The organism is Paracoccus benzoatiresistens (assembly GCF_026913015.1).
In the GTDB taxonomy this organism is placed as follows: domain Bacteria; phylum Pseudomonadota; class Alphaproteobacteria; order Rhodobacterales; family Rhodobacteraceae; genus Paracoccus; species Paracoccus benzoatiresistens.
In genome coordinates this window covers 13,996-33,308 of the sequence record NZ_JAPTYD010000003.1, presented here as the reverse complement: position 1 = coordinate 33,308, position 19,313 = coordinate 13,996, and the positions used below count along the sequence as shown (strand labels likewise).

At 66.7% G+C, this 19,313-nt stretch carries 18 protein-coding genes; 5 read left to right on the top strand and 13 right to left on the bottom strand.

All coding sequences use genetic code 11. The features are described from left to right. Positions 1-5: 5 nt before the first annotated feature. From OU682_RS03560 to uxaC, 11 genes are all read right to left on the bottom strand, one after another. Entirely contained in the window at positions 6-437 is a 432-nt protein-coding gene (locus tag OU682_RS03560) for a hypothetical protein (protein ID WP_268940698.1), read from the bottom strand. 118 nt (positions 438-555) lie between these two features. Further along, positions 556-1,863: a cation:proton antiporter gene (locus OU682_RS03555; protein ID WP_268940697.1), complete on the bottom strand. Its 1,308-nt coding sequence runs from the start codon at positions 1,861-1,863 to the stop codon at positions 556-558. Between the two features lie 40 nt (positions 1,864-1,903). Further along, complete coding sequence (locus OU682_RS03550) at positions 1,904-3,382, bottom strand: UxaA family hydrolase (protein WP_268940696.1); 1,479 nt, start codon at positions 3,380-3,382, stop codon at positions 1,904-1,906. Continuing rightward, on the bottom strand, positions 3,375-4,793 hold the full coding sequence (locus OU682_RS03545; protein WP_268940892.1) for a mannitol dehydrogenase family protein: 1,419 nt from the start codon (positions 4,791-4,793) through the stop codon (positions 3,375-3,377). Before OU682_RS03545 ends, OU682_RS03550 begins: the two co-directional genes overlap by 8 nt. Beyond that, positions 4,771-5,511 (bottom strand): 2-dehydro-3-deoxy-D-gluconate 5-dehydrogenase KduD, encoded by a 741-nt coding sequence (kduD, locus tag OU682_RS03540; protein ID WP_268940695.1) that lies wholly within the window; start codon positions 5,509-5,511, stop codon positions 4,771-4,773. The genes OU682_RS03545 and kduD overlap by 23 nt, the downstream gene beginning before the upstream one ends. Beyond that, a complete protein-coding gene (kduI, locus tag OU682_RS03535) occupies positions 5,508-6,335 on the bottom strand; it encodes a 5-dehydro-4-deoxy-D-glucuronate isomerase (protein ID WP_268940694.1) in 828 nt (275 codons plus the stop codon). Before kduI ends, kduD begins: the two co-directional genes overlap by 4 nt. Positions 6,336-6,346: 11 nt before the next feature. After that, entirely contained in the window at positions 6,347-6,583 is a 237-nt protein-coding gene (locus OU682_RS03530) for a cupin domain-containing protein (RefSeq protein WP_268940891.1), read from the bottom strand. 41 nt (positions 6,584-6,624) lie between these two features. After that, positions 6,625-7,905, bottom strand: coding sequence for a TRAP transporter large permease (locus tag OU682_RS03525; RefSeq protein WP_268940693.1), 1,281 nt, complete (start codon positions 7,903-7,905; stop codon positions 6,625-6,627). A gap of 1 nt (position 7,906) precedes the next feature. Then, positions 7,907-8,440 carry a TRAP transporter small permease gene (locus OU682_RS03520; RefSeq protein ID WP_268940692.1) on the bottom strand — a complete coding sequence of 178 codons (534 nt, stop codon included), beginning with the start codon at positions 8,438-8,440 and terminating at the stop codon, positions 7,907-7,909. Between the two features lie 61 nt (positions 8,441-8,501). Continuing rightward, positions 8,502-9,488 carry a TRAP transporter substrate-binding protein gene (locus OU682_RS03515; RefSeq protein ID WP_268940691.1) on the bottom strand — a complete coding sequence of 329 codons (987 nt, stop codon included), beginning with the start codon at positions 9,486-9,488 and terminating at the stop codon, positions 8,502-8,504. A gap of 22 nt (positions 9,489-9,510) precedes the next feature. Next, positions 9,511-10,917, bottom strand: a complete 1,407-nt coding sequence (gene uxaC / locus OU682_RS03510; protein WP_268940690.1) for a glucuronate isomerase — start codon at positions 10,915-10,917, stop codon at positions 9,511-9,513. 87 nt (positions 10,918-11,004) lie between these two features. On the opposite strand from uxaC, the gene OU682_RS03505 reads away from it, so the two are divergent. From OU682_RS03505 to OU682_RS03495, 3 genes are read left to right on the top strand one after another with little or no spacing between them, the layout of a single operon-like run. Continuing rightward, the gene (locus tag OU682_RS03505; protein ID WP_268940689.1) at positions 11,005-11,703 is read left to right on the top strand and encodes a GntR family transcriptional regulator; all 699 of its coding nucleotides are present in this window, start codon (positions 11,005-11,007) and stop codon (positions 11,701-11,703) included. A 40-nt stretch (positions 11,704-11,743) separates the two neighbouring features. Next, the gene (gene uxuA / locus OU682_RS03500) at positions 11,744-12,964 is read left to right on the top strand and encodes a mannonate dehydratase (protein WP_268940688.1); all 1,221 of its coding nucleotides are present in this window, start codon (positions 11,744-11,746) and stop codon (positions 12,962-12,964) included. Next, the gene (locus OU682_RS03495) at positions 12,961-13,917 is read left to right on the top strand and encodes a sugar kinase (RefSeq protein ID WP_268940687.1); all 957 of its coding nucleotides are present in this window, start codon (positions 12,961-12,963) and stop codon (positions 13,915-13,917) included. Before uxuA ends, OU682_RS03495 begins: the two co-directional genes overlap by 4 nt. A 256-nt stretch (positions 13,918-14,173) precedes the next feature. Here OU682_RS03495 and OU682_RS03490 read toward each other — a convergent pair whose 3' ends face one another. Both OU682_RS03490 and OU682_RS03485 read right to left on the bottom strand, forming a co-directional pair. Then, on the bottom strand, positions 14,174-14,683 hold the full coding sequence (locus tag OU682_RS03490; RefSeq protein ID WP_268940686.1) for an isoprenylcysteine carboxyl methyltransferase family protein: 510 nt from the start codon (positions 14,681-14,683) through the stop codon (positions 14,174-14,176). Beyond that, the gene (locus tag OU682_RS03485) at positions 14,684-15,739 is read right to left on the bottom strand and encodes a type III polyketide synthase (protein ID WP_268940685.1); all 1,056 of its coding nucleotides are present in this window, start codon (positions 15,737-15,739) and stop codon (positions 14,684-14,686) included. Between the two features lie 473 nt (positions 15,740-16,212). Here OU682_RS03485 and OU682_RS03480 point away from each other — a divergent pair, with 473 nt between their 5' ends. Together OU682_RS03480 and OU682_RS03475 are read left to right on the top strand one after the other, a co-directional pair. Then, positions 16,213-17,064 carry an alpha/beta hydrolase gene (locus OU682_RS03480; protein WP_268940684.1) on the top strand — a complete coding sequence of 284 codons (852 nt, stop codon included), beginning with the start codon at positions 16,213-16,215 and terminating at the stop codon, positions 17,062-17,064. A 588-nt stretch (positions 17,065-17,652) separates the two neighbouring features. Continuing rightward, complete coding sequence (locus tag OU682_RS03475; RefSeq protein ID WP_268940683.1) at positions 17,653-19,266, top strand: hypothetical protein; 1,614 nt, start codon at positions 17,653-17,655, stop codon at positions 19,264-19,266. The last annotated feature ends 47 nt before the right edge of the window (positions 19,267-19,313 follow it).

Sequence of the window (19,313 nt, the reverse complement as noted above, 5' to 3'; positions counted from 1 at the left end):
ATCCCTCAGTTCGTGAAGGCGTCGATCAGGTTGAGCACGGCCAGCACCTTTCGCGTGCTGCTGTCCACGCGATAGACGCGGTCATTGTCGCGGTAATAATCCCACCCGCGCCGCGTCTCGAGGTCATAGCGCCGTGGTTCCCGGATCACCACGTAATCGCCAACACGCAGCACATCGCCGACCCGGTTGCCGTAATGGACCGGCTGCTTGCGCGCTTGGCCGGGCGGGACGCAGGGCGGGTTCTTCTTGGCAAGGCCCGGCGGGCAATCCGCCACATAGCCGGCGCGGGCGGCCCGGCGGTCGTGGTCCCGCCGTTCCTTGTGGGCCTGGCCCTTTGGGCCATGGCCGTTGCCCCGGCCGGGTTCGGCAAAAGCCGGGACGGTGATTGCCAGGCTGGCGATGGCCGTGGCGAAAATGAACTGTTCGATGCGCGACATCGTGATCTCCAAGGTAAGATGCTGCAGTTAAACGCTATTAATTACCGCTTCGCACATCACATTGTTCCGATCCGGCAAAATGGCGCGCATGGGGACCAGGTCGCAGCCTGGCCCCGCGTCACCGTTCTGCGCCGGGGCCCTGCAGGCCGGGCGGCGGCATGGCCGGTGCGTCGGGATCGCGGCCATGCTTGCGGTCCAGCAGGCGCATGATGGGCGTCACGGTCAGCCCGTGCATCAGGACCGAGATCGCGACCACCAGGCCGACGATGGCCCAAAGGCGCTCGGCTGTTCCGCCGACTTCCATGTGGTTGAGCCCATAGGCCAGATAGTAGAACGAGCCCACGCCCCGGATCCCGAAGAAGGCGATCGTCAGCTTTTCGCTCCGGGCGGCCCGGAACCCCCAGAGGCCGATCAGCCCGGTCACCGGCCGGATGACCAGCAGGATGACCAGCGCGGCGGCGACATCGGGCCAGGACAGCCCCGCCAGCAAGCCCCCGGCCATCGCACCCCCGAACAGCAGAAGCAGCACCATCATCGCCACCCGCTCGACCTGTTCGGTGACATCGTGCATCTCGCGGTGGAAGTCGTGGCTGCGATGCGCATGGCGGAAGGCCAGCGCCGTGACGAAGACCGACAGGAAACCATAGGAGTGGATGATCTCGGTCAGCCCATAGGACACGAAGGTCGCGGCCAGCGCGATCATGCCGTCTCCGGTCTGGGCAAGCTTCGTCTCGGCCGGGATCCGGAAGGTGGCCCAGCCAAAGGCGCGGCCGATCAGATAGCCGCCAACGACGCCCGCACCGATTTCCCACAGCACGTTGTAGGTCAGCCACTTCATGGCCCAGGGCTCTCCGGTGCTGGCCGCCAAGGCTAGGGCGATGGCCAGGTGCACAAAGGGAAAGGCGGCGCCGTCGTTCAAACCCGCTTCCGAGGTCAGGCCGAAGCGCACCTCGTCCTCCTCTCCGGTCTTGGGCGGGCCGACCTGCACGTCCGAGGCCAGGACCGGATCGGTCGGTGCCAGTGCCGCCCCCAGAAGCAGCGCCACGGGCCAGGGCAGCCCGACCAGCATCCCGAACAGAAGGGTGATGGCGCCGATGGAAAGCGGCATTGTCACAAGGATCAGCCGCCAGGTTACCTGCCATCGGTGCAGGCCGAAGACCCGGTCCAGCTTCAGCCCCGCCCCCATCAGCGCGATGATCACCACGAATTCGGTGAAGCGCTCGGCGATCTCGGGATAGTTCAGGGGCGAGGGGTTCAGGCTGACCTGCGGCAGCGAGAACAGGGCCGTTCCCAATGCGATGCAGACAATAGGCAGCGACAAGGGCAACTGCCGCAGCGCCAGCGGCAGCCAGGCCACCAGGGCGATCAGGAAACCGGCGCCCGTCAGGACAAGGATGTAGGGATCGGGTTGAAGCAGCTCTGCCATGACCGACAACGCGGCAGGCCGGGTTTTGCTCCCGGGGGCGTCAGACCACGGCGCCGATCTGCCAGGGCACGAATTCGTGGTCGCCCAGTCCCAGATCCTCGGACCGGGTCGCCCGCCCCGAAGCGGTCGCCAGGATCAGATCGACGATCTCGCGCGCCTTGGCCTCCAGCGACACGCCCCGCGACAGGATGTCGCCGCAGTTCAGGTCCATGTCGTCGGGCATGGCCGCGAAAAGCGCGTCGTTCGTGGCCAGCTTGATCGTCGGCGCGGGCTTGGACCCGAAGGCCGATCCGCGCCCGGTGGTGAAGACGATCAGCTGCGCGCCGCCCGCGATCTGGCCCGTGGCGGAAACCGGGTCGTAGCCGGGCGTATCCATGAAGTTCAGCCCCGGCGCGGTGATCGCTTCCGCATAATCAAGCACTGCGTTCAGCGGCGTGGCCCCCGCCTTGGCCACGGCGCCCAGGGATTTCTCCAGGATCGTGGTCAGCCCGCCCGCCTTGTTGCCGGGGCTTGGATTGTTGTCCAGGGATGCGCCGTTGCGGGCGGCGTAATCTTCCCACCAGCGGATGCGCTCCAGCAGCTTTTCGGCGATGTCGGGCGCGGCCGCGCGGTCCAGCAGCAGCCGTTCCGCGCCATAGATCTCGGGCGTCTCGGACAGCACGACCGAGGCGCCCTGCGCGGCCAGCATGTCGCAGGCAACCCCCAGCGCGGGATTGGCGGTGATGCCGGAAAAGCCGTCCGATCCGCCGCATTGCAACCCGATCTTCAGCGCGGCTGCGGGCGCGGGCGCGCGGCGGATGTCGTTGACCTGCGGCAGCATCGCGCGGACGCGGGCCTTGATCGCGTCGATGGTGGCACGGGTGCCGCCATTGTCCTGGATGGTCAACCCGTGGAAACGCGCGGCCTCGCCCAGTTCCTGCTTCATGCGGGCGATCTGCATCACCTCGCAGCCCAAGCCCACGAACAGCGCCGCGCCCACGTTCGGGTGGCCCGCATGGCCGGTCAGCACCCGCTGCAATGCGATCCAGCCCGGCCCGCTGTCGGCCATGCCGCAGCCGGTACCATGGGCGAATGCCACGACGCCATCGACATTCGGATAGGGGGCCAGCGCGCCCTCGATCCGCAACTCCTCGGCCGCGCGGCGGATCACGGTGGCCGAGCAGTTCACCGTCGCGACCAGGGCAATGAAGTTGCGCGTGCCGACCTGCCCCCCTGCCCGGTGATAGCCGTCGAAGACCAGCTCGGGGCCGCGATGACGCTCCAGCGCCGCCTGTGCCGCCTCCAGCCCCGCCCCGGGGCGATAGTCGCGGCCATGCTCGCCAAAGGCGCAGTTGTGGCTGTGGACATGGGCGCCCGCCGCGATGGCTTCGGTCGCATAGCCGATGGTCTGGCCGTATTTCACCACCGCCGCGCGGGGCGCAATGTCCACGCGCGCGATCTTGTGCCCCGCCGGGGCGATCCCCCGCTCGGTCAGGATCGCCACATTGTCGGCAGGGTTCAGGACCAAGGGCTCAGGCATCGACCGCGCCCTGGACGCTGGCCCTTGCGCCGTCGCGGACCAGCCTGGACAGCGCGTCCGTCAGGTCGGCGGCAAAGCCCGCGTCGTCGCGCAGCGCGGGCGGAAACACCTCGGCCAGGTGCAGGAAGCCCTGGGCCGTCCGCGCCGGATCGTCGCGCCAGAGGGCGGCAAGGCGGGGGGCCAGCGGGTCCTTGACCTCGATTGGCCGGCTCTTTTCGTCGCGGCCCGACACATAGCGCATCCAGGCCGCCACCGCGAGCGTCAGCCCCGGCACGGCACGGCCAGCCGCGCGGCTTTCGGCGATCGTGCCCAAGATGCGCTGCGGCAGCTTCTGGCTGCCGTCCATGGCGATCTGCCAGGTTCGGTGCCGGATCGCCGGGTTGGCGTAGCGCGCGGCCAAGGCCTCGGCATAGGCGCGCAAGTCCTCTCCGGGCGGTGGGATCAGCGCCGGAATGATCTCGTCCCGCCACAGGCTGCGCACGAAGTCCGCGAAGACCCGGTCGGCCATGGTGTCCGCAATGGTTTCGTGGCCCGCCAGATAGCCCAGATAGGCAAGGCTGGAATGGGTGCCGTTCAGCATCCGCAGCTTCATGTGCTCATAGGGCGTGACATCGGCGACCATCTGCACGCCGACCGTCTCAAGCGCCGGGCGGGGGCCGCAGAAGCTGTCCTCGATCACCCATTGGCGGAAGGGTTCGTGCATGACCGGGGCCTCGTCGCGGTATCCGGTCGCGGCCTCCAGCCGGTCGAGATCGGCGGCGGTGGTGGCAGGAACGATGCGGTCCACCATGGTCGAAGGGAAGGCGCCGTTCGCAAGGATCCAGTCTGCCAGCACCGGGTCGATCAGGCGGGCCAGTTCCAGAACCACGCCCCGCACCACCCGGCCATTTTCCGGCAGGTTGTCGCAGCACAGCACCGTGAAGGGCGGCAGCCCCGCCGCATGGCGGGCGGCCAGCGCGCGGACCAGGAAGCCCGGCGCGGAACGCGGCAGCGGATTCGCCAGATCATGCGCGATGTCGGGATGGTCGCGGTTCAGGCGACCCGTGGAGGGTTCATGGCAGTAGCCCTTTTCCGTCACCGTCAGGCTGACAATATGGGTTTCAGGCGCGGCCATGACGTCCAGCACCGCCTGAGGGTCTTCGGGCGCGACCAGCACGTCGCGCAGCACCGTCACCACCTGCGGCTTTTCGCCATCGGGGCCAAGCTCCAGCGCCGTATAGGCCCAGCCTTGCGGGCGCAGCTTGTCACGTGTGCCGGGCGATTGCAGGGATACGCCGGTGACGCCCCAACCGCCTGCCTCGGCCACATAGATCGCGCCATGCGCGCGGAAAAAGGCGCCCAGGCCCAGGTGGACGATGCCCCCCGCAGTCGTGGGTTCGCGGTAAAGCCTACCTTGCAAGCCAGCCTCCATCGACATTCAGCACCGCGCCGTTGATGTAATCGGACGCGGGTGCGGACAGGAACACGGCGGTCTGGCCGATATCCTCGGGGTGGCCCCAGCGCCCGGCGGGAATGCGGTCCAGGATCGCGCGATTGCGGTCGGGATCGGCGCGGAGCGCGGTGGTGTTGTTCGTCTCGATATAGCCGGGCGCGATGGCGTTGACGTTCAGCCCGCGCGCCGCCCATTCGTTGGCCATCAGCTTGGTCAGGCCCGCGACGCCGTGCTTGCTGGCGGTGTAGGACGGAACGCGGATGCCCCCCTGGAAGGACAGAAGGCTGGCGATGTTGACGATCTTGCCCCGCCCGCGCGGCAATGCCGCCTTGGCGAAGGCCTGGCAGGTGAAGAACAGCGCCTTGAGGTTCGTGTCCATCACCTCGTCCCAATCGGCCTCGGTGAAGTCCACCGCATCGGCGCGGCGGATGATGCCCGCGTTGTTGACCAGGATGTCGATCCGTTCGGATGCGAAGACATCGCGCGCGGCCATCGGGTCGCTGAAGTCCAGCCGCAGCCCCCTGCCCGCCTTGTCAGAAACTTGGCCCATCAGCGCCAGCGTCTCGTCGCAGTCGCGGCGGCCTGCCGCGATGACTTCGGCCCCGGCCTGCGCCATGGCAACCGCAATCGCCTGGCCGATGCCGGTATTGGCGCCGGTGACAAGCGCTACCTGGCCCTCCAGGGAAAACGCGCTCACCGCAGGTCCCCGGGCTGGATGAAGTCCATGTCGGTGTAATCCACATTGTCCCCGGCCATCGCCCAGATGAAGGTATAGCCGCCGATCCCCGCGCCCGAATGGATCGACCACGACGGAGAGATTACCGCCTGTTCGTTGGCGACGAACAGGTGCCGGGTTTCCTGCGGCTCACCCATCAGGTGCAGGACGCGCGCCTCAGGCGCCATGCCGTGATAAAGGTAGGCCTCCATCCGCCGGTCATGGACATGGGACGGAATGGTGTTCCAGACCGATCCGTCCTCCAGCGTAGTATAGCCCAGCACAAGCTGGCAGCTTTCCATCACCAGCGGGTGGATGAACTGCCGGATGGTGCGCTTGTTCGATGTCTCCACCGCGCCGGTCTTCATCTCCTTTGCGTCTTCGACAGTGATCAGCCGGCAAGGCAGTTCCCGATGCGCGGGGCAGGACGTGATGTAGAACCGGCCCATGCCGCTGAACGTCACCGCGCCCGATCCCATGCCCAGGTAAAGCACGTCGCCCTTCTTCATCTGCCAGGTCTGGCCCGCCGCCGTGACGGATCCGGCATCGCCGATATTGACGATGCCCATCTCGCGCCGTTCCATGAAGGTCGCGGTCCTGGTTTCCTCGATCTTGTCCAGCCTCAGGTCAGACCCGTTCGGCACCGCGCCACCCACCACGAAGCGGTCGTAATGGGTATAGACCAGCCGGATCTCGGCATCGGCGAACAGGCCCTCGGTCAGGAAGTTCCGGCGCAGTTCCTCGGTGTCCATGCGTTTCGCATGATCGGGATGGATCGCGTGGCGTGTTTCGACATGGATGGTCATGCATTGGCCTTTCACAGGAAATCGTCGCGGCGGGGGGTGAAGCTGTCGATCAGTTCCCCCCCTTCAAGGCAGGTGCAGCCGTGTTCTGCACCGGACGGAATGACGAAGGCATCGCCCGGACCGACATCGAAATCGTGGCCGTCCACGGTGAAGCGGTAGCGGCCCGACTGCACATAGGTCGATTGCACATGGGGGTGGCTGTGCAGCGCGCCCCGGTCGCCCGCCCGGAAGGCGAAGCGGACGACCATCAGTTCGGGGCTATGGGCAAGCACGGTGCGGTCGGGACCCTTCACTTGAACACCCCCGGCAGCCACAGGGACAGGGCCGGAACATAGGTGACCAGCAGCAGCACGATCAGACCCGCGGCGTAGAAGGGCCAGACGCTGCGCATCGCCTCCCAGATCGAGATGCGGGCCACGGCGGCGGCGACGAACTGGACTGGCCCCAGCGGCGGGGTGTTCAGCCCGATCCCCAGGTTCAGGATCATGATGACCCCGAAATGGACCGGATCGACGCCGAAGGCCGCGACGACCGGCAGGAAGATCGGCGTGGTGATGATGATCAGGGGCGACATGTCCATGAACGTGCCCAGCACCAGCAGCACGATGTTGATCATCAGAAGGATCACCAGCGGGTTGTCGGACACCGACTGCATCCAGTTGAGCGAGATCTGCGCCACGTGCAGATAGGCCATCAGCCAGCCGAAGGCGCCCGCCATGCCGATGATCAGCAGGACCATCGCGGTGGTGCGCACCGCCTGCTGCGTGGCGTGGACAAAGTCCATCCAGGACATGCTGCGATAGACAACCGCCGTGACCAGAAACGCATAAAGCACCGCGATGCAGGAGCTTTCGGTGGCGGTGAAGACCCCGGACCGGACGCCGCCGAAGATGATCGCGATCAGCAGCATCCCAGGGATGGATTGCAGCAGGAAGTATCCCACGCGGGCGAAGCCGGGAAAGGGCTCGGTCGGATAGCCGCGCTTGCGGGCGACGACATAGGCCGTGACCGACAGCGCGCCCGCCAGCAGCAGGCCGGGGATGATGCCAGCCGTGAACAGGTCGGCGATGGAGATGCGCCCGCCGCCCGAGATCGAATAGATGATCATGTTGTGGCTGGGCGGCAGAAGCAGCGCGATCAGCGCCGCCATCGAGGTCACGTTGACGGCATAGTCAGCGCCGTAACCGCGTTCCTTCATTTGCGGGATCATGATGCCGCCCACGGCCGCGGCCTCGGCCACGGCGGACCCGGAAATGCCGCCGAACAGGGTGGACGCGGCGATGTTGACCTGGCCCAGCCCGCCCCGGACATGGCCGATCAGCGACCCGGCGAAGGCCACGATGCGCGCCGCGATTCCGCCGCGCACCATCAGGTCGCCCGCGAAGATGAAGAAGGGGATGGCCATAAGCGTGAAGACCGAAATCCCCGCCGACAGGCGCTGGAAGACCACCAGCGGCGGCAGGCCCAGATAGCCGACGGTCGCCAGGCTGGAGATGCCCAGGCAGAAGGCAATCGGCGTGCCGATCAGCATGAGCGCGGTAAAGACGCCGAAAAGGATCAGATATTCCATGTCAGGCCTCGGTCATGAGGATGTCTTCGGCGTCGGGTTCGGCTTCGACCTTGCGGCCCGACAGGCGGTTCAGCAGGTGTTCCAGCACGAACAGCGTCATCAGCACGCCCCCCGCGAACAGCGGCATATAGGCGAAGCCGCCCGGCAGCCGGATCACCGGCAGGGTCGAATCCCAAGTCTTCGCCATCAGCTGCCAGCCATAGACCGACATGCCGATGCTGAAGGCCAGCACCGCGAAGTCGGACAGCGCCCTCAGCCATGTCCCGGCGCTCTCGGGCAGGAAGAACAGCAGCACGTCAAAGCCCATGTGGAAGCTTTCATGGACGCCCACCGCGGAGCCCAGGAAGATGAACCAGCTCATCAGCAGGATCGCCACGGGCTCCACCCACAACAGGCTGTCGTTCAGGACATAGCGGAAGAAGACCTGCGCGAAGACGATGATCGTCATCGCCACAAGCCCGGTGCCCGCCAGCCAGAGACTGATCCGGCAAAGCCAGGAATTGAGACGTGATAACGCGGCGATGCTGCCTTGCATGGCGTCACCTTTCGATTGCATGAAGCGAAGGCCCGCGGCGGCTGCGCCGCGGGCCGTGCGGTCACTTGGTTTCCTGGATGCGCTTGACCAGATCCTGCGCCTCGGGCGTGGTCACGTATTTTTCATAGACCGGGGCCATCGCCTCTATGAAGGCGGTCTTGTCCACCTCCTTGATGACCTCGGCGCCGGCAGCGATGACCTTCTCCTCGCTGGCCTTTTCCTGCTCGGCCCAGAGCTTGCGCTGCAGCGTGGCCGAGTTCTTCGCGGCCGTGCGCATGATCTCCTGGTCCTCGGGGGACAGCTTCTCCCAGGTGGTCTTGGACACGGCGACCAGTTCCGGGACCATCAGGTGCTGGTCCAGCGTGAAGTATTTCGCCACCTCGGCATGGCCCGAGCTGTCATAGGAGGGGAAGTTGTTCTCCGCCCCGTCGATCACGCCCGTCTGGATGGACGAATAAACCTCGCCATAGGGCATCGGCGTGGCGTTGGCGCCAAGCGCCGACATCATGTCCACGAAGACGTCGTTCTGCATGACGCGGAACTTCATGCCCTTCAGGTCTTCCACCGTCTTGATCGGCTTTTGCGAGTTGTAGAAGTTGCGTGCCCCCCCGTCGTAATAGGCCAGGGCGATCAGGTCCTTTTCGGCGAAATCCTCGGCGATCTCCTCGCCGATGGGGCCGTCCAGGACCGCGTGCTGGTGTTCGGGCGAGGTGAACAGATAGGGCAGCGACAGGGTCTGCGTGACCGGCACGATGTCGTTGAACGACCCGAAGGACGCGCGCACCATGTCGATGACGCCGAACTGGGTCTGCTCGATCGTGTCCTTTTCCTCGCCCAACTGGGAGGACGGGAAAACCTCGATGCAGATGCGGCCTTCGGTCTTTTCCTTGACCTCGGCGGCCATCGCCTTGACGCCCTCGACGGTCGGATAGCCGTCGGGATGGGTGTCGGACGACCGCAGGGTGATCTCGCATTCCGCAGCCGCGGCGCCTGTGACGACGGCGGCCGACAGCAGCAATCCGGCGAAAGTGGTGGTGACGAACTTCATGGTATCCTCCCGTTGGTGAAGCTCAGAGTTTGTAGGCCTTCTTGGCGAGGCCGTATGTCAAGTCATGCGCAAGTTCGGGCGCTTCCTCCTCGTGAAGGCGTCCGGTTGCGACCAGGGTGGCAAGGAAGGCGCAATCCACGCGGCGCGCGACATCGTGGCGCGCGGGGATCGAGCAGAAGGCGCGGGTATCGTCGTTGAAGCCGACGGTGTTGTAGAAGCCCGCGGTTTCCGTCGCCATCTCGCGGAAGCGGCGCATCCCCTCGGGGCTGTCGTGGAACCACCAGGGCGGCCCAAGCCGCAGGCAGGGATAGGCCCCGGCCAAGGGCGCCAGCTCGCGCGAATAGCTGGTCTCGTCCAGCGTGAACAGGATCACCGTCAGTTCCGGCCGCATCCCCACGGCGTTCAGCAGCGGGCGCAGGGCCGCGACGTAATCCGTGCAGCCGGGGATGTCGAAGCCCTTGTCGCGGCCGTGCATGGCCATCACCGGGTCCGAATGGTTGCGCCGCGAACCGGGATGGATCTGCATGACAAGGCCGTCATCCAGGCTCATCCGCGCCATCTCGGTCAGCATCTGGCCGCGGAAGGCATCGGCTTCGTCCGGGCTGCACTGGCCGCGCAGGGCCTTCTGGAACAGCGCGGCAGCCTCGGCCTGGGGCAGGTCCTCGGTCCGGGCCGTGGCATGGCCATGGTCGCTGGAAGTCGCGCCGAAGTCCTTGAAATACGCCCGCCGCGCCCGATGGGCGTCCAGATAGCCGCCCCATGTCGCGGTGTCGAAACCCGTCTGCTGGCCCATCAGCGCGACATTGTCGGCAAAGCCCGCCATTTCGGGATCCACCACGCCGTCGGGGCGATAGGCGGTGACGACGCGGCCATCCCACCCCGAGTCGCGGATCATCCGGTGCCAGCGCAGGTCGTCGGTCGCGGCCTCGGTGGTGGCGATGACCTCGATGTTGAAGCGCTTGAACAGCGCGCGAGGCCGGAATTCGGGGCGCGACAGGCAGTCGGCGATGTGGTCGTAATACCAGTCCGCCGTTTCCGCCGTCAGGCGGCGGTCGATGCCGAAGACATGCTGGAAGCTGTGGTCCAGCCACATCCGCGACGGCGTGCCGCGCAGCAGGTGATAGTGCCGCGCGAACAGGTGCCAGATCCTGCGCCCGTCGGTTTCGGTCGGGCCGCCATCGACGCGCGGCACGCCCAGTTCGGTCAGCGCCACCCCCTGCGAGGCCAGCATCCGGAAGACGTAATGGTCGGGCGTCACGAACAGCTGCGCGGGGTCGGGGAAGGGCTGATCCTCGGCGAACCAACGGGGGTCGGTATGGCCATGAGGGCTGACGATCGGCAGGTCGCGAATCCGGGCATAAAGGTCGCGCGCCAGATCACGGGCGCGCCCTTCCAGTGGATACAGACGATCGTCGTCCAGAAGCGGCATCTGCAAGTCTCCTCCCGAATCGCCTTGCGGGCCTTCTAGTCATCTAATATGCTAGTCTGGCAAAAGCGTCAACGTGGTGGTTCCGACATGCCGACAGAAGCCGCAGCAGCCCTGCCCGTTCTGGATGATCTGCGCCCGCGCACGGTGACCGACCAGATTTATGACGCGCTGTATGAACGGGTCATCAACCTCAGCCTGCCCCCCGGCGCCAAGCTGTCCGAGGCCGAGGTCGCGGCCCAGATGGGCGTGTCCCGCCAGCCGGTGCGCGACGCCTTCTATCGGCTGTCGCAGCTGGGCTTCATCCTGATCCGGCCGCAGCGGGCAACGGTCGTCACCCTCATTTCCGAGGAAGCGATCCGGCAGGCCTTCTTCATCCGCCTCGCGCTGGAGATCGCCTGCATTCGCGAGGCCGTCCACAAGCTGACCCCTGGGCATCACGACGCGCTGGCTGGCCTGATCGCGCGGCAGCAGGCCGCAATCGAGGCCGATGACCGCGGCGGCTTCCACGCGCTGGACGACCAGTTCCACCACGACATCTGCGCCTATTCCGGGCTGGAATTCGTCTGGACGCTGGTCAAGGACAACAAGGGCCACATGGACCGTGCGCGTTGGCTGTCGCTGTCCTACAACGCGCGCAACGCCATGGAGGAGCACAAGGTGATCCTCTCGGCGCTGCGCGAGCGGGACGAGGACAAGGCCGTGGCGGCCATCGGGCTGCACCTGTCACGCATCAACGAAACGCTGGAACGGCTGCGCGCCGAACAGCCCGACATGCTGGGCCATTAACCCGGCAACCAAGGACCGACATCGTTCGGGGGAGGAATGAATGCGACACACCTGGCGGTGGTTCGGCCCGCAGGACCGGGTCTCGATCGACGACATGCTTCAGGCGGGGGTTCAGGGCGTGGTCACCGCCCTGCACCACGTGCCCACCGGCGCCGTCTGGACGCCCGAGGAAATCACCGGGCGCCAGCGCCAACTGGCGGCGATGACGGATGGCGCGCCATCGGGCCTGGCATGGGAGGTCGTCGAAAGCCTGCCCGTCAGCGAGGCGATCAAGACCCAGACCGGCGACTGGCGGGATCATGTGGCGAGCTGGATCGCCTCGATGCGCAACCTGCACGCGGCGGGGATCCGGGTGATCTGCTACAACTTCATGCCGGTGCTGGACTGGACGCGCACGGATCTGGCCTGGCGGCGCCCCAACGGCGCGCGCTGCATGCGCTTCGACTATACCGACTTCGCCGCCTTCGACATCCATATCCTGCAACGCCCCGGTGCCGAGGAGGATTTCCCCGAAGCCGTCCGCGACGAGGCCGCCCGCCGCTTTGCCGCCATGGATGACCCCACGCGCCAGGCCCTGGCCGGGAATGTCGTCTTCGGCCTGCCGGGTGCCGCGGAGCATTTCACCCTGCCCGACGTGCGGGCGCTGCTGGACAGCTATCGCCCGGTGACGGACGCGGTGCTGCGCGGGCATTTCCACGACTTCCTGGAACAGGTGGCGCCTGTCGCGCAGGACCTGGGGATGCGCCTGTGCTGTCATCCCGACGACCCGCCCTTCCCGCTGCTGGGCCTGCCCCGCATCATGTCCACCGAGGCCGACTATGCCGAACGCATGGCCGCCGTGGACCTGCCCGCCAACGGGATCACGCTCTGCTCGGGGTCGCTGGGCGCGCGGCCCGACAACGACCTGCCCGGCATGATGGACCGATTGGGCGAGCGCGTGCATTTCCTGCACCTGCGCAATGTCCGGCGCGACACCGACGCCATTGCCGGTTCCTTCTTCGAGGACGAGCATCTGGCCGGCCAGACCGACATGGTGGCCCTGATCGCCGCCATCCTGCGCGAGGAAAACCGCCGCCGCGCCGCGGGGCGAGAGGACTGGACCATCCCCATGCGCCCCGATCACGGCCAGGACATCCTGGACGACATCGGGCGCGGCGGCCAGCCGGGCTATCCGGCGATCGGCCGGCTGAAGGGTCTGGCCGAGTTGCGCGGCGTCGAGACCGCGTTGTCCCATTCCGCCATGCAGGGGGTCCGGTCGTGACAGCGCCCCTGATCCTGTCCATCGGCGAGGCGATGGTGGAACTGTCCCAGGCGGGCGGCGATCTGTGGTCGCTGGGCATCGCGGGCGACACGCTGAACACGGCCTGGTATCTGCGCCGCTGCCTGGGCCCGGACTGGCGCGTGGGCTATTTCAGCCGCGTCGGCACCGGCGAGTTCTCGCAGAAGATGCTGCGCTTCCTGGATGCCGAGGGGATCGAGGCCGGCCATGTATCGCAGGACCCGGAGCGCGAGATCGGGCTTTACGCGATCTCGCTGAAGGATGGCGAGCGGAGCTTTTCCTATTGGCGCGGGCAGTCCGCCGCCCGGGGGCTGGCCGACGATCCGCAGCGCCTTGCCCAGGCGCTGCGGGACTGCCGCGTCGCCTATCTTTCCGGCATCACGCTGGCGATCCTGCCCGATGCGGGCCGGACCGCCCTGCTGGAGGCGGTGGCAGGCGCGCGGGCCGCAGGCTGCCGGATCGTCTTCGACCCCAACCTGCGCCCCCGGCTGTGGCAGTCCGCCGAGGAGATGCGCCACTGGATCGAACGGGCGGCAGGCGGTGCCGATCTGGTCCTGCCCAGCTTCGACGACGAAGCGGTCCACTTCGGCGATGCGGACCCCGAGGCCACCGCCGCGCGCTATCTGCGCCTTGGCGCAAGTGAGGTGGTCGTCAAGAATGGCGGCGGGCCGGTGCGTTACGCGGGGCCGCAGGGCGCGGGGCTGATCGACGACCTGGCCCGCATCGCCCCGGTTGACAGCACCGCCGCGGGCGACAGCTTCAACGCGGGATATCTTGCCGCGACGCTGCAGGGCGCGGACTCCGCAGCCGCGATCCGCGCCGCCCATGCGCTGAGCTTGCAGGTCGTCTCGCATCCCGGCGCCCTGGTCCGGCAGGCCGTCTTCGGGGATAGCCCGGGCCGCCCTGGCCTTTCAGGATCAGCGCCGCGCCGCTGATGACCAAGAAGATCAGCGCCGCCAGACGCAGGGCCGGGCCGTGGATGCACGCATGGACCCTGCGGGACAGCGCGCTGCCGATCAGGACAGCGGGGGCCAGATACACCGCCCCCGACATGCCCGCGATGAACATCCGGTCTGGCGAGACGGCCAGCCTGCTGCTGGCGCGTCTGGCGCGGCAAGGCTGCAACCCCATTGCCGCCCTTGTCGGCACTGCCCAGCGCACCAGCCAGATGGGAAGCGCCGAGGCCCGCCATCACGCGCCTGCACGGCCCCTGCCCAAGGCGCGGGCCTCGGCCCGGATGCGGATGCTCAGGACGGCGGCGTTCAGGATGCTGAACACCAGCGCGACGGGCCAGAGGCCCAGCACCATGGGGGCGACGAAGATTTCCGCCACCACCACGGCATAGTTGGGATGGGCCATCCAGCGATAAGGGCCGCGCCTGACCAGGGGCTCGTCCAGGACGATGATGCGCGTCGTCCATCGCGGCCCAAGGCTTGCCAGAACCCAGAAGCGGCAAAGCTGCAGGACCGCGAATAATGCCAGCCAGCCCGGGCTGACGGGCCTGGACCAGCCCCAGACACAGATCGCCAGAAGCCAGGCCGCATGCAGGATCACGATCAGCGCGTAATGGCCGGCGCCATGTTCGACGGCGCCGCGGTCCAGCAGCCTGCGCGTGTTGTGGCGCGCCAGGATCAGTTCCGCCCCGCGTTGCAGCAGCAGAAAGGCAATGAAGGCCAGGGTTGCGGGATAAACCTCGGCCATTCAGCGCACCGTGATCGGAAGGGTGGACAGCGTGAACCCGGGCCCCAGGGCCAGCGCCATCAGGTCGCCGCGCTGGCCGGAACGCAGCACCGCCTCCAGGACGAACAGCACGGTCGGCGCCGACATGTTGCCATAGCGGGACAGGACCTGCCGCTCGATGTCCAGAACCCCCTCGGCCAAGTCCAGCGTGGTTTCCAGCGCCGTGATGACCTTGGCGCCGCCGGGATGGCAGACATAGCGATCCACCGACCGGTCGGGCGCCAGGGCGTCCAGCGCCGCGCGCAGCTCGGCCTCGGCAAAGGTCGGGATCGAGCGGTCGAAGACGACGCCCAGGCCGGTTTCCTCGACCGTCCAGCCCATGATTCCGAGGGTGTCGGGCCACATGTGCTGCCGCCCCTGCCCCAGTTCGGGCTGTGCGTCAGCCCCGTCAACGCCCGCCCGCAGCACGACCGCCGCCGCGCCGTCGCCAAACAGCGCGGTCGCGATGATGTCGGCCTTCGTCAGGCGATCCAGGCGGAACAGGACGGTGCATGTCTCGACCGCGACCATCAGGACGACCGCGCCGGGACGGGCGGTGGCCAGGTCGCGCGCGATCGACAGCCCCGACACGCCCCCGGCGCAGCCCAGGCCAAAGACGGGAACGCGCATGGCGTCGGGGCGAAACCCCATGGCCCGGGCGGTCAGCGCCTCGAGCGTGGGGGTCACGATCCCGGTCGATGATACCGTCACCACGATATCGACCTGGGCGGCGGACAGGCCCGCCTGGTCCAGCGCCCCGCCTGCCGCCTCGCGGAACAGCCGGGTGGCGCCCGCCGCATAGGCTTCGGTGCGGTCGACCCATCCATGCGGATGGCGGAACCAGTCCAGGGGCACGACCGAATGGCGCGTGTCGATGCCGGCGTTCTGGAAGGCCGGGGCCAGACGGTCGAACTGGGAAAAGCGCGCCTGCAGCAGCTCGCGGGATTCCTGGATGATGTGATCCTGGATCAGCACTTCGGGCGGCACCGCCGTGGCGATGGAAAGCAGTCGCGGCGGGCGGAAGGGCTGCGGGATCATGTCCTGGCACCATCGCAGGGGGCTGTTCGACACGGAACGCGCGGCCATGCCGAAACGGTGCCGGGTCCGGAACAACTTTCTGTGGCGTGACCTTGCGCCTGACCCGCAGGTCGGGCGGGGCTTGCGGGCGGCAAGGACCGGAGCGCCGTCCCGCGCGGCGGCCATGAACAAGCGGCTATACCAGAAGACTTGCCCCGTGATAGGATCGCCTCGGTCCGGATGCGGGTTGTTCATCCGTTCCAGAGGCAACACGAAGCGTCGCCCGGCGGTCCGTTGCGCTGCCGCGGGAAAGACCGTTTCGGACATCCGCCCTGCAGGAAGGGTCTTCGACCGGCCCTCGTGCTTCGTGCGGCCTCTCGGGACGGCGGGACAGGGCTTCACGGGCGGCTCCGAACAACAGCTTGACACAGGACGGATTGCCATTGCGAAGATTTGCCACCATGAACGTGTCGCAGTTCCGCTTGAGGCTTCGGATGGGTGCATTGTCGTTCCTGATGTCGGCAGGTTTGCTTGGCGGCGGCACATCGGCGCAATCCGCCGATCCCCAAGAGCCCAGACGAGAGATCGCCGACATCAATGGCCAGTCGATAGAGGTCTTTGTCTATCGGCCCCCGTCCTGCGTTTCCCCTTCTTTCCTCTTTGTCTTCCACGGCAACGGCCGGGCAGCCAGATCCTATGCCGGGTCCGCCCGCGAGATCGCGGACCGCGCCTGCCTGACCGTCTTCGCCCCCCTGTTCGACGAGGAGCGCTTTCCCAACCGCGAGTATCACCGCGGAGGCGTGGTGGATGACGGCGAGTTGAAGCCGCGCGACGAATGGACGACCGGCATGGTTTCGGACCTGATTCGCTGGGCCGAGGACTTCGAGGGCCGCCCGGGGCAGGACATCTATCTGTTCGGCCATTCGGCAGGCGGGCAGTTCCTGTCGCGCGTCGCAGCCTATGACCTTCCCGAGGGGGTCGACAGGGTGGTGATCGCCAATCCCTCGACCTATGTCCTGCCCAGCATGGAAGAAAAGGTCCCCTACGGCTTTTCCGGCCTGCCCCCCAAGGCCGCGACCGAGCTCACCCGAGAGTACCTGGCCGCGCCGGTGACGATCTTCCTGGGCGAGGAGGATACGGGCGACAAGGATCTGGCCCGCAACGACCAGGCGGAGCGGCAGGGCGAGAACCGGCTGGACCGGGGAGAGCGCACCTTCGAACTGGCGCGGCAGGTGGCCGAGCAGAACGGCTGGGACTTCAACTGGCGGCTGGTCTATGCCGAGGATGTCGGCCATTCGGGCCGCGGCATGCTGCAGTCCGATTACATGATCGAAGCATTGCGCTAGGTCCGCGCCCACGACCCGCAGAAGCCTGAAACCATGTCTGCCGGGCGCGGAACGCCCTGGCAGCAGAACTGCGGCTGCGTTGCGCGTCCCGTCGGCCAAGCGCACCGGCCGGCAGGGCCGTGTCGATTCGCCCCCTGGCGCCGCCCGTCCGATGTGCCTTGCGGAAAGTGAGGGATGCAGGACGGTCATCCGTCCCCTGCGGCAGCTCGCGCGCCGGTGGCGGCGCAACAAACTCCAGGCCAGCCATAACATGAATTGACTTCTTTTATATACCTATTCTCAATAAATATTTTTGTCCGGCTTTTATTTGTACACTATAATTTTCTTGCTTTATCAGGAGAAAGTTAAATTCCTTGAACAACCATTTGGGGTATTTTTCTGAAGAGTTTGGCGGTAATTCGCCTATCAAAGGCAATTTACAATCCAGTCCCTTTAGCTACTTTCATTTCAACGGTTATATGCGATTCTGAATACACGACTATTTCTCCGTGTGCGTCGGGGGCGGTGATGAGTTATGAATTCCTGAAGCGTGATCGTCTGCGGAAGGTCAAACGTGCATTTAGTACTCGTCGCGTTCCGCCTCTTTCAATGAGGACACTTCTTACGAAGGCGGTTCAGCCGCGTACGGGCGATCTGGTCCTGGCGCGCGTCGACGAGATCTGGAACCACCGAAAGATCGAACTGACCGACGGCCGGCGCGCCCTGATGTTTCCTGGCGATGAAATCATCGTATGCTATGGAAACCGTTATGCGCCCGACCAGTTCGAGGCGATCGTGCCCCCTGACCTGATGCCCTGCGATCTTGTCGCGGCCGGCGGGATCGCGGCGAACGAGCTTACGCGTCACCAGCGCATGAAGCCGCCGACCAAGATCACGCCGCTTGGCCTGATCGGCGATGCCGAGGGGCGGCGGCTGAACGTGCTGGATTTCCGCATCGACGCGCCCGACCATCGGCCCGAACTGCCGGCGGTGCTGGCGCTTGGCACATCCATGAACGCGGGCAAGACGCTGACCGCGACATCGATGGTCCGCGGCTTCAAGCGGGCGGGGATGAAGGTGGCGGCGCTGAAGATCACCGGCACCGGCGCGGGCGGGGACATGTGGATCGTCCGGGACGCAGGCGCCGACATGTCGCTGGACTTCACCGATGCGGGCTACGCAAGCACCTATCTGGCCCCGATCAACGACATCGTGTCCCTGACCTATCGGTTGATGAACCATTGCGCGCGCAACGGCGCGCAGGTCGCCGTGATCGAGATTGCGGACGGCCTGCACCAGCTGGAAACGTCGCAGCTGATCCGCCGGCCGGAAATCCTGGAGATGGCCGTGGGCACGGTCTTCGCCTCCTACGACGCGATGGGCGCCGTGCAGGGGGTTCACGAACTGCGCGAAGCGGGCCACGACGTCCTGGGGCTCAGCGGGCAGCTGGGCCGGGCGCCGCTGGGCGTCCGTGAGGCCGAGGCCGCGACCGGGCTGTCGGTCTTCTCTCCGTTCGACATCCAGGATGGCGCGCTGATCCCCGTGATCCGGGACCGCGCCGCCGCCAAGATGAGGCAGAACGGCGGGGACAATCGCTATCTTCGCGCGCTGGCCGCCGCCAAGATCCCCGTCGAGTCGATCCCGGACAACCTTATCGCGATGCCGGGTTTCACGCGTCCCGCCGACCGGTTCACCTCCTGGACGGAACTGGAACAGGACATCCTTTCGCTTGCGGCGCATTGCGTCATGCAGTCCGATGCGGACCAGCTTTGCGTCACCGGAAAGAACGGCAAGCGCCGCGACTGGCGCAAGGGCATGCAGCGGCTCAGGTGGGACACGGAACTTGGGCGGATCGACCTGAAGGTGCCGCGCCTGAAGGTCGCGAAATACGAGCCGAGATTTGTCGCCTCGCGCAAGGTGCCCCTTACCCGCATCCAGAGCGTCATCGCGGCAGATGACGAATCGCGCAAGAAGAAGGTGGAAAGCCTTCTGGCCGCGCTGACCCGCCGCCGCATCGGCGAGGCGCGGCTGGCAAGCCTGCTGGCCAGCATCGAAACCCGCATATCCGAGGCTGCGGCCACCACCTGGCTGCCGGCAAGCCAGGCGGGGGAAGCGAGAACCGTCAACTTCTGGCCGGTCGAACCCATGACCTCCGACACCGAGCTGGACGAGTTGCACCATGCCGAGCTGGAGATTTCGTTGCTGGACCGGGCAAGCGCCTGACGGGGCGCGGGCAAGTAAATGGTAACGGCGCGTGACGCCAGGACGAA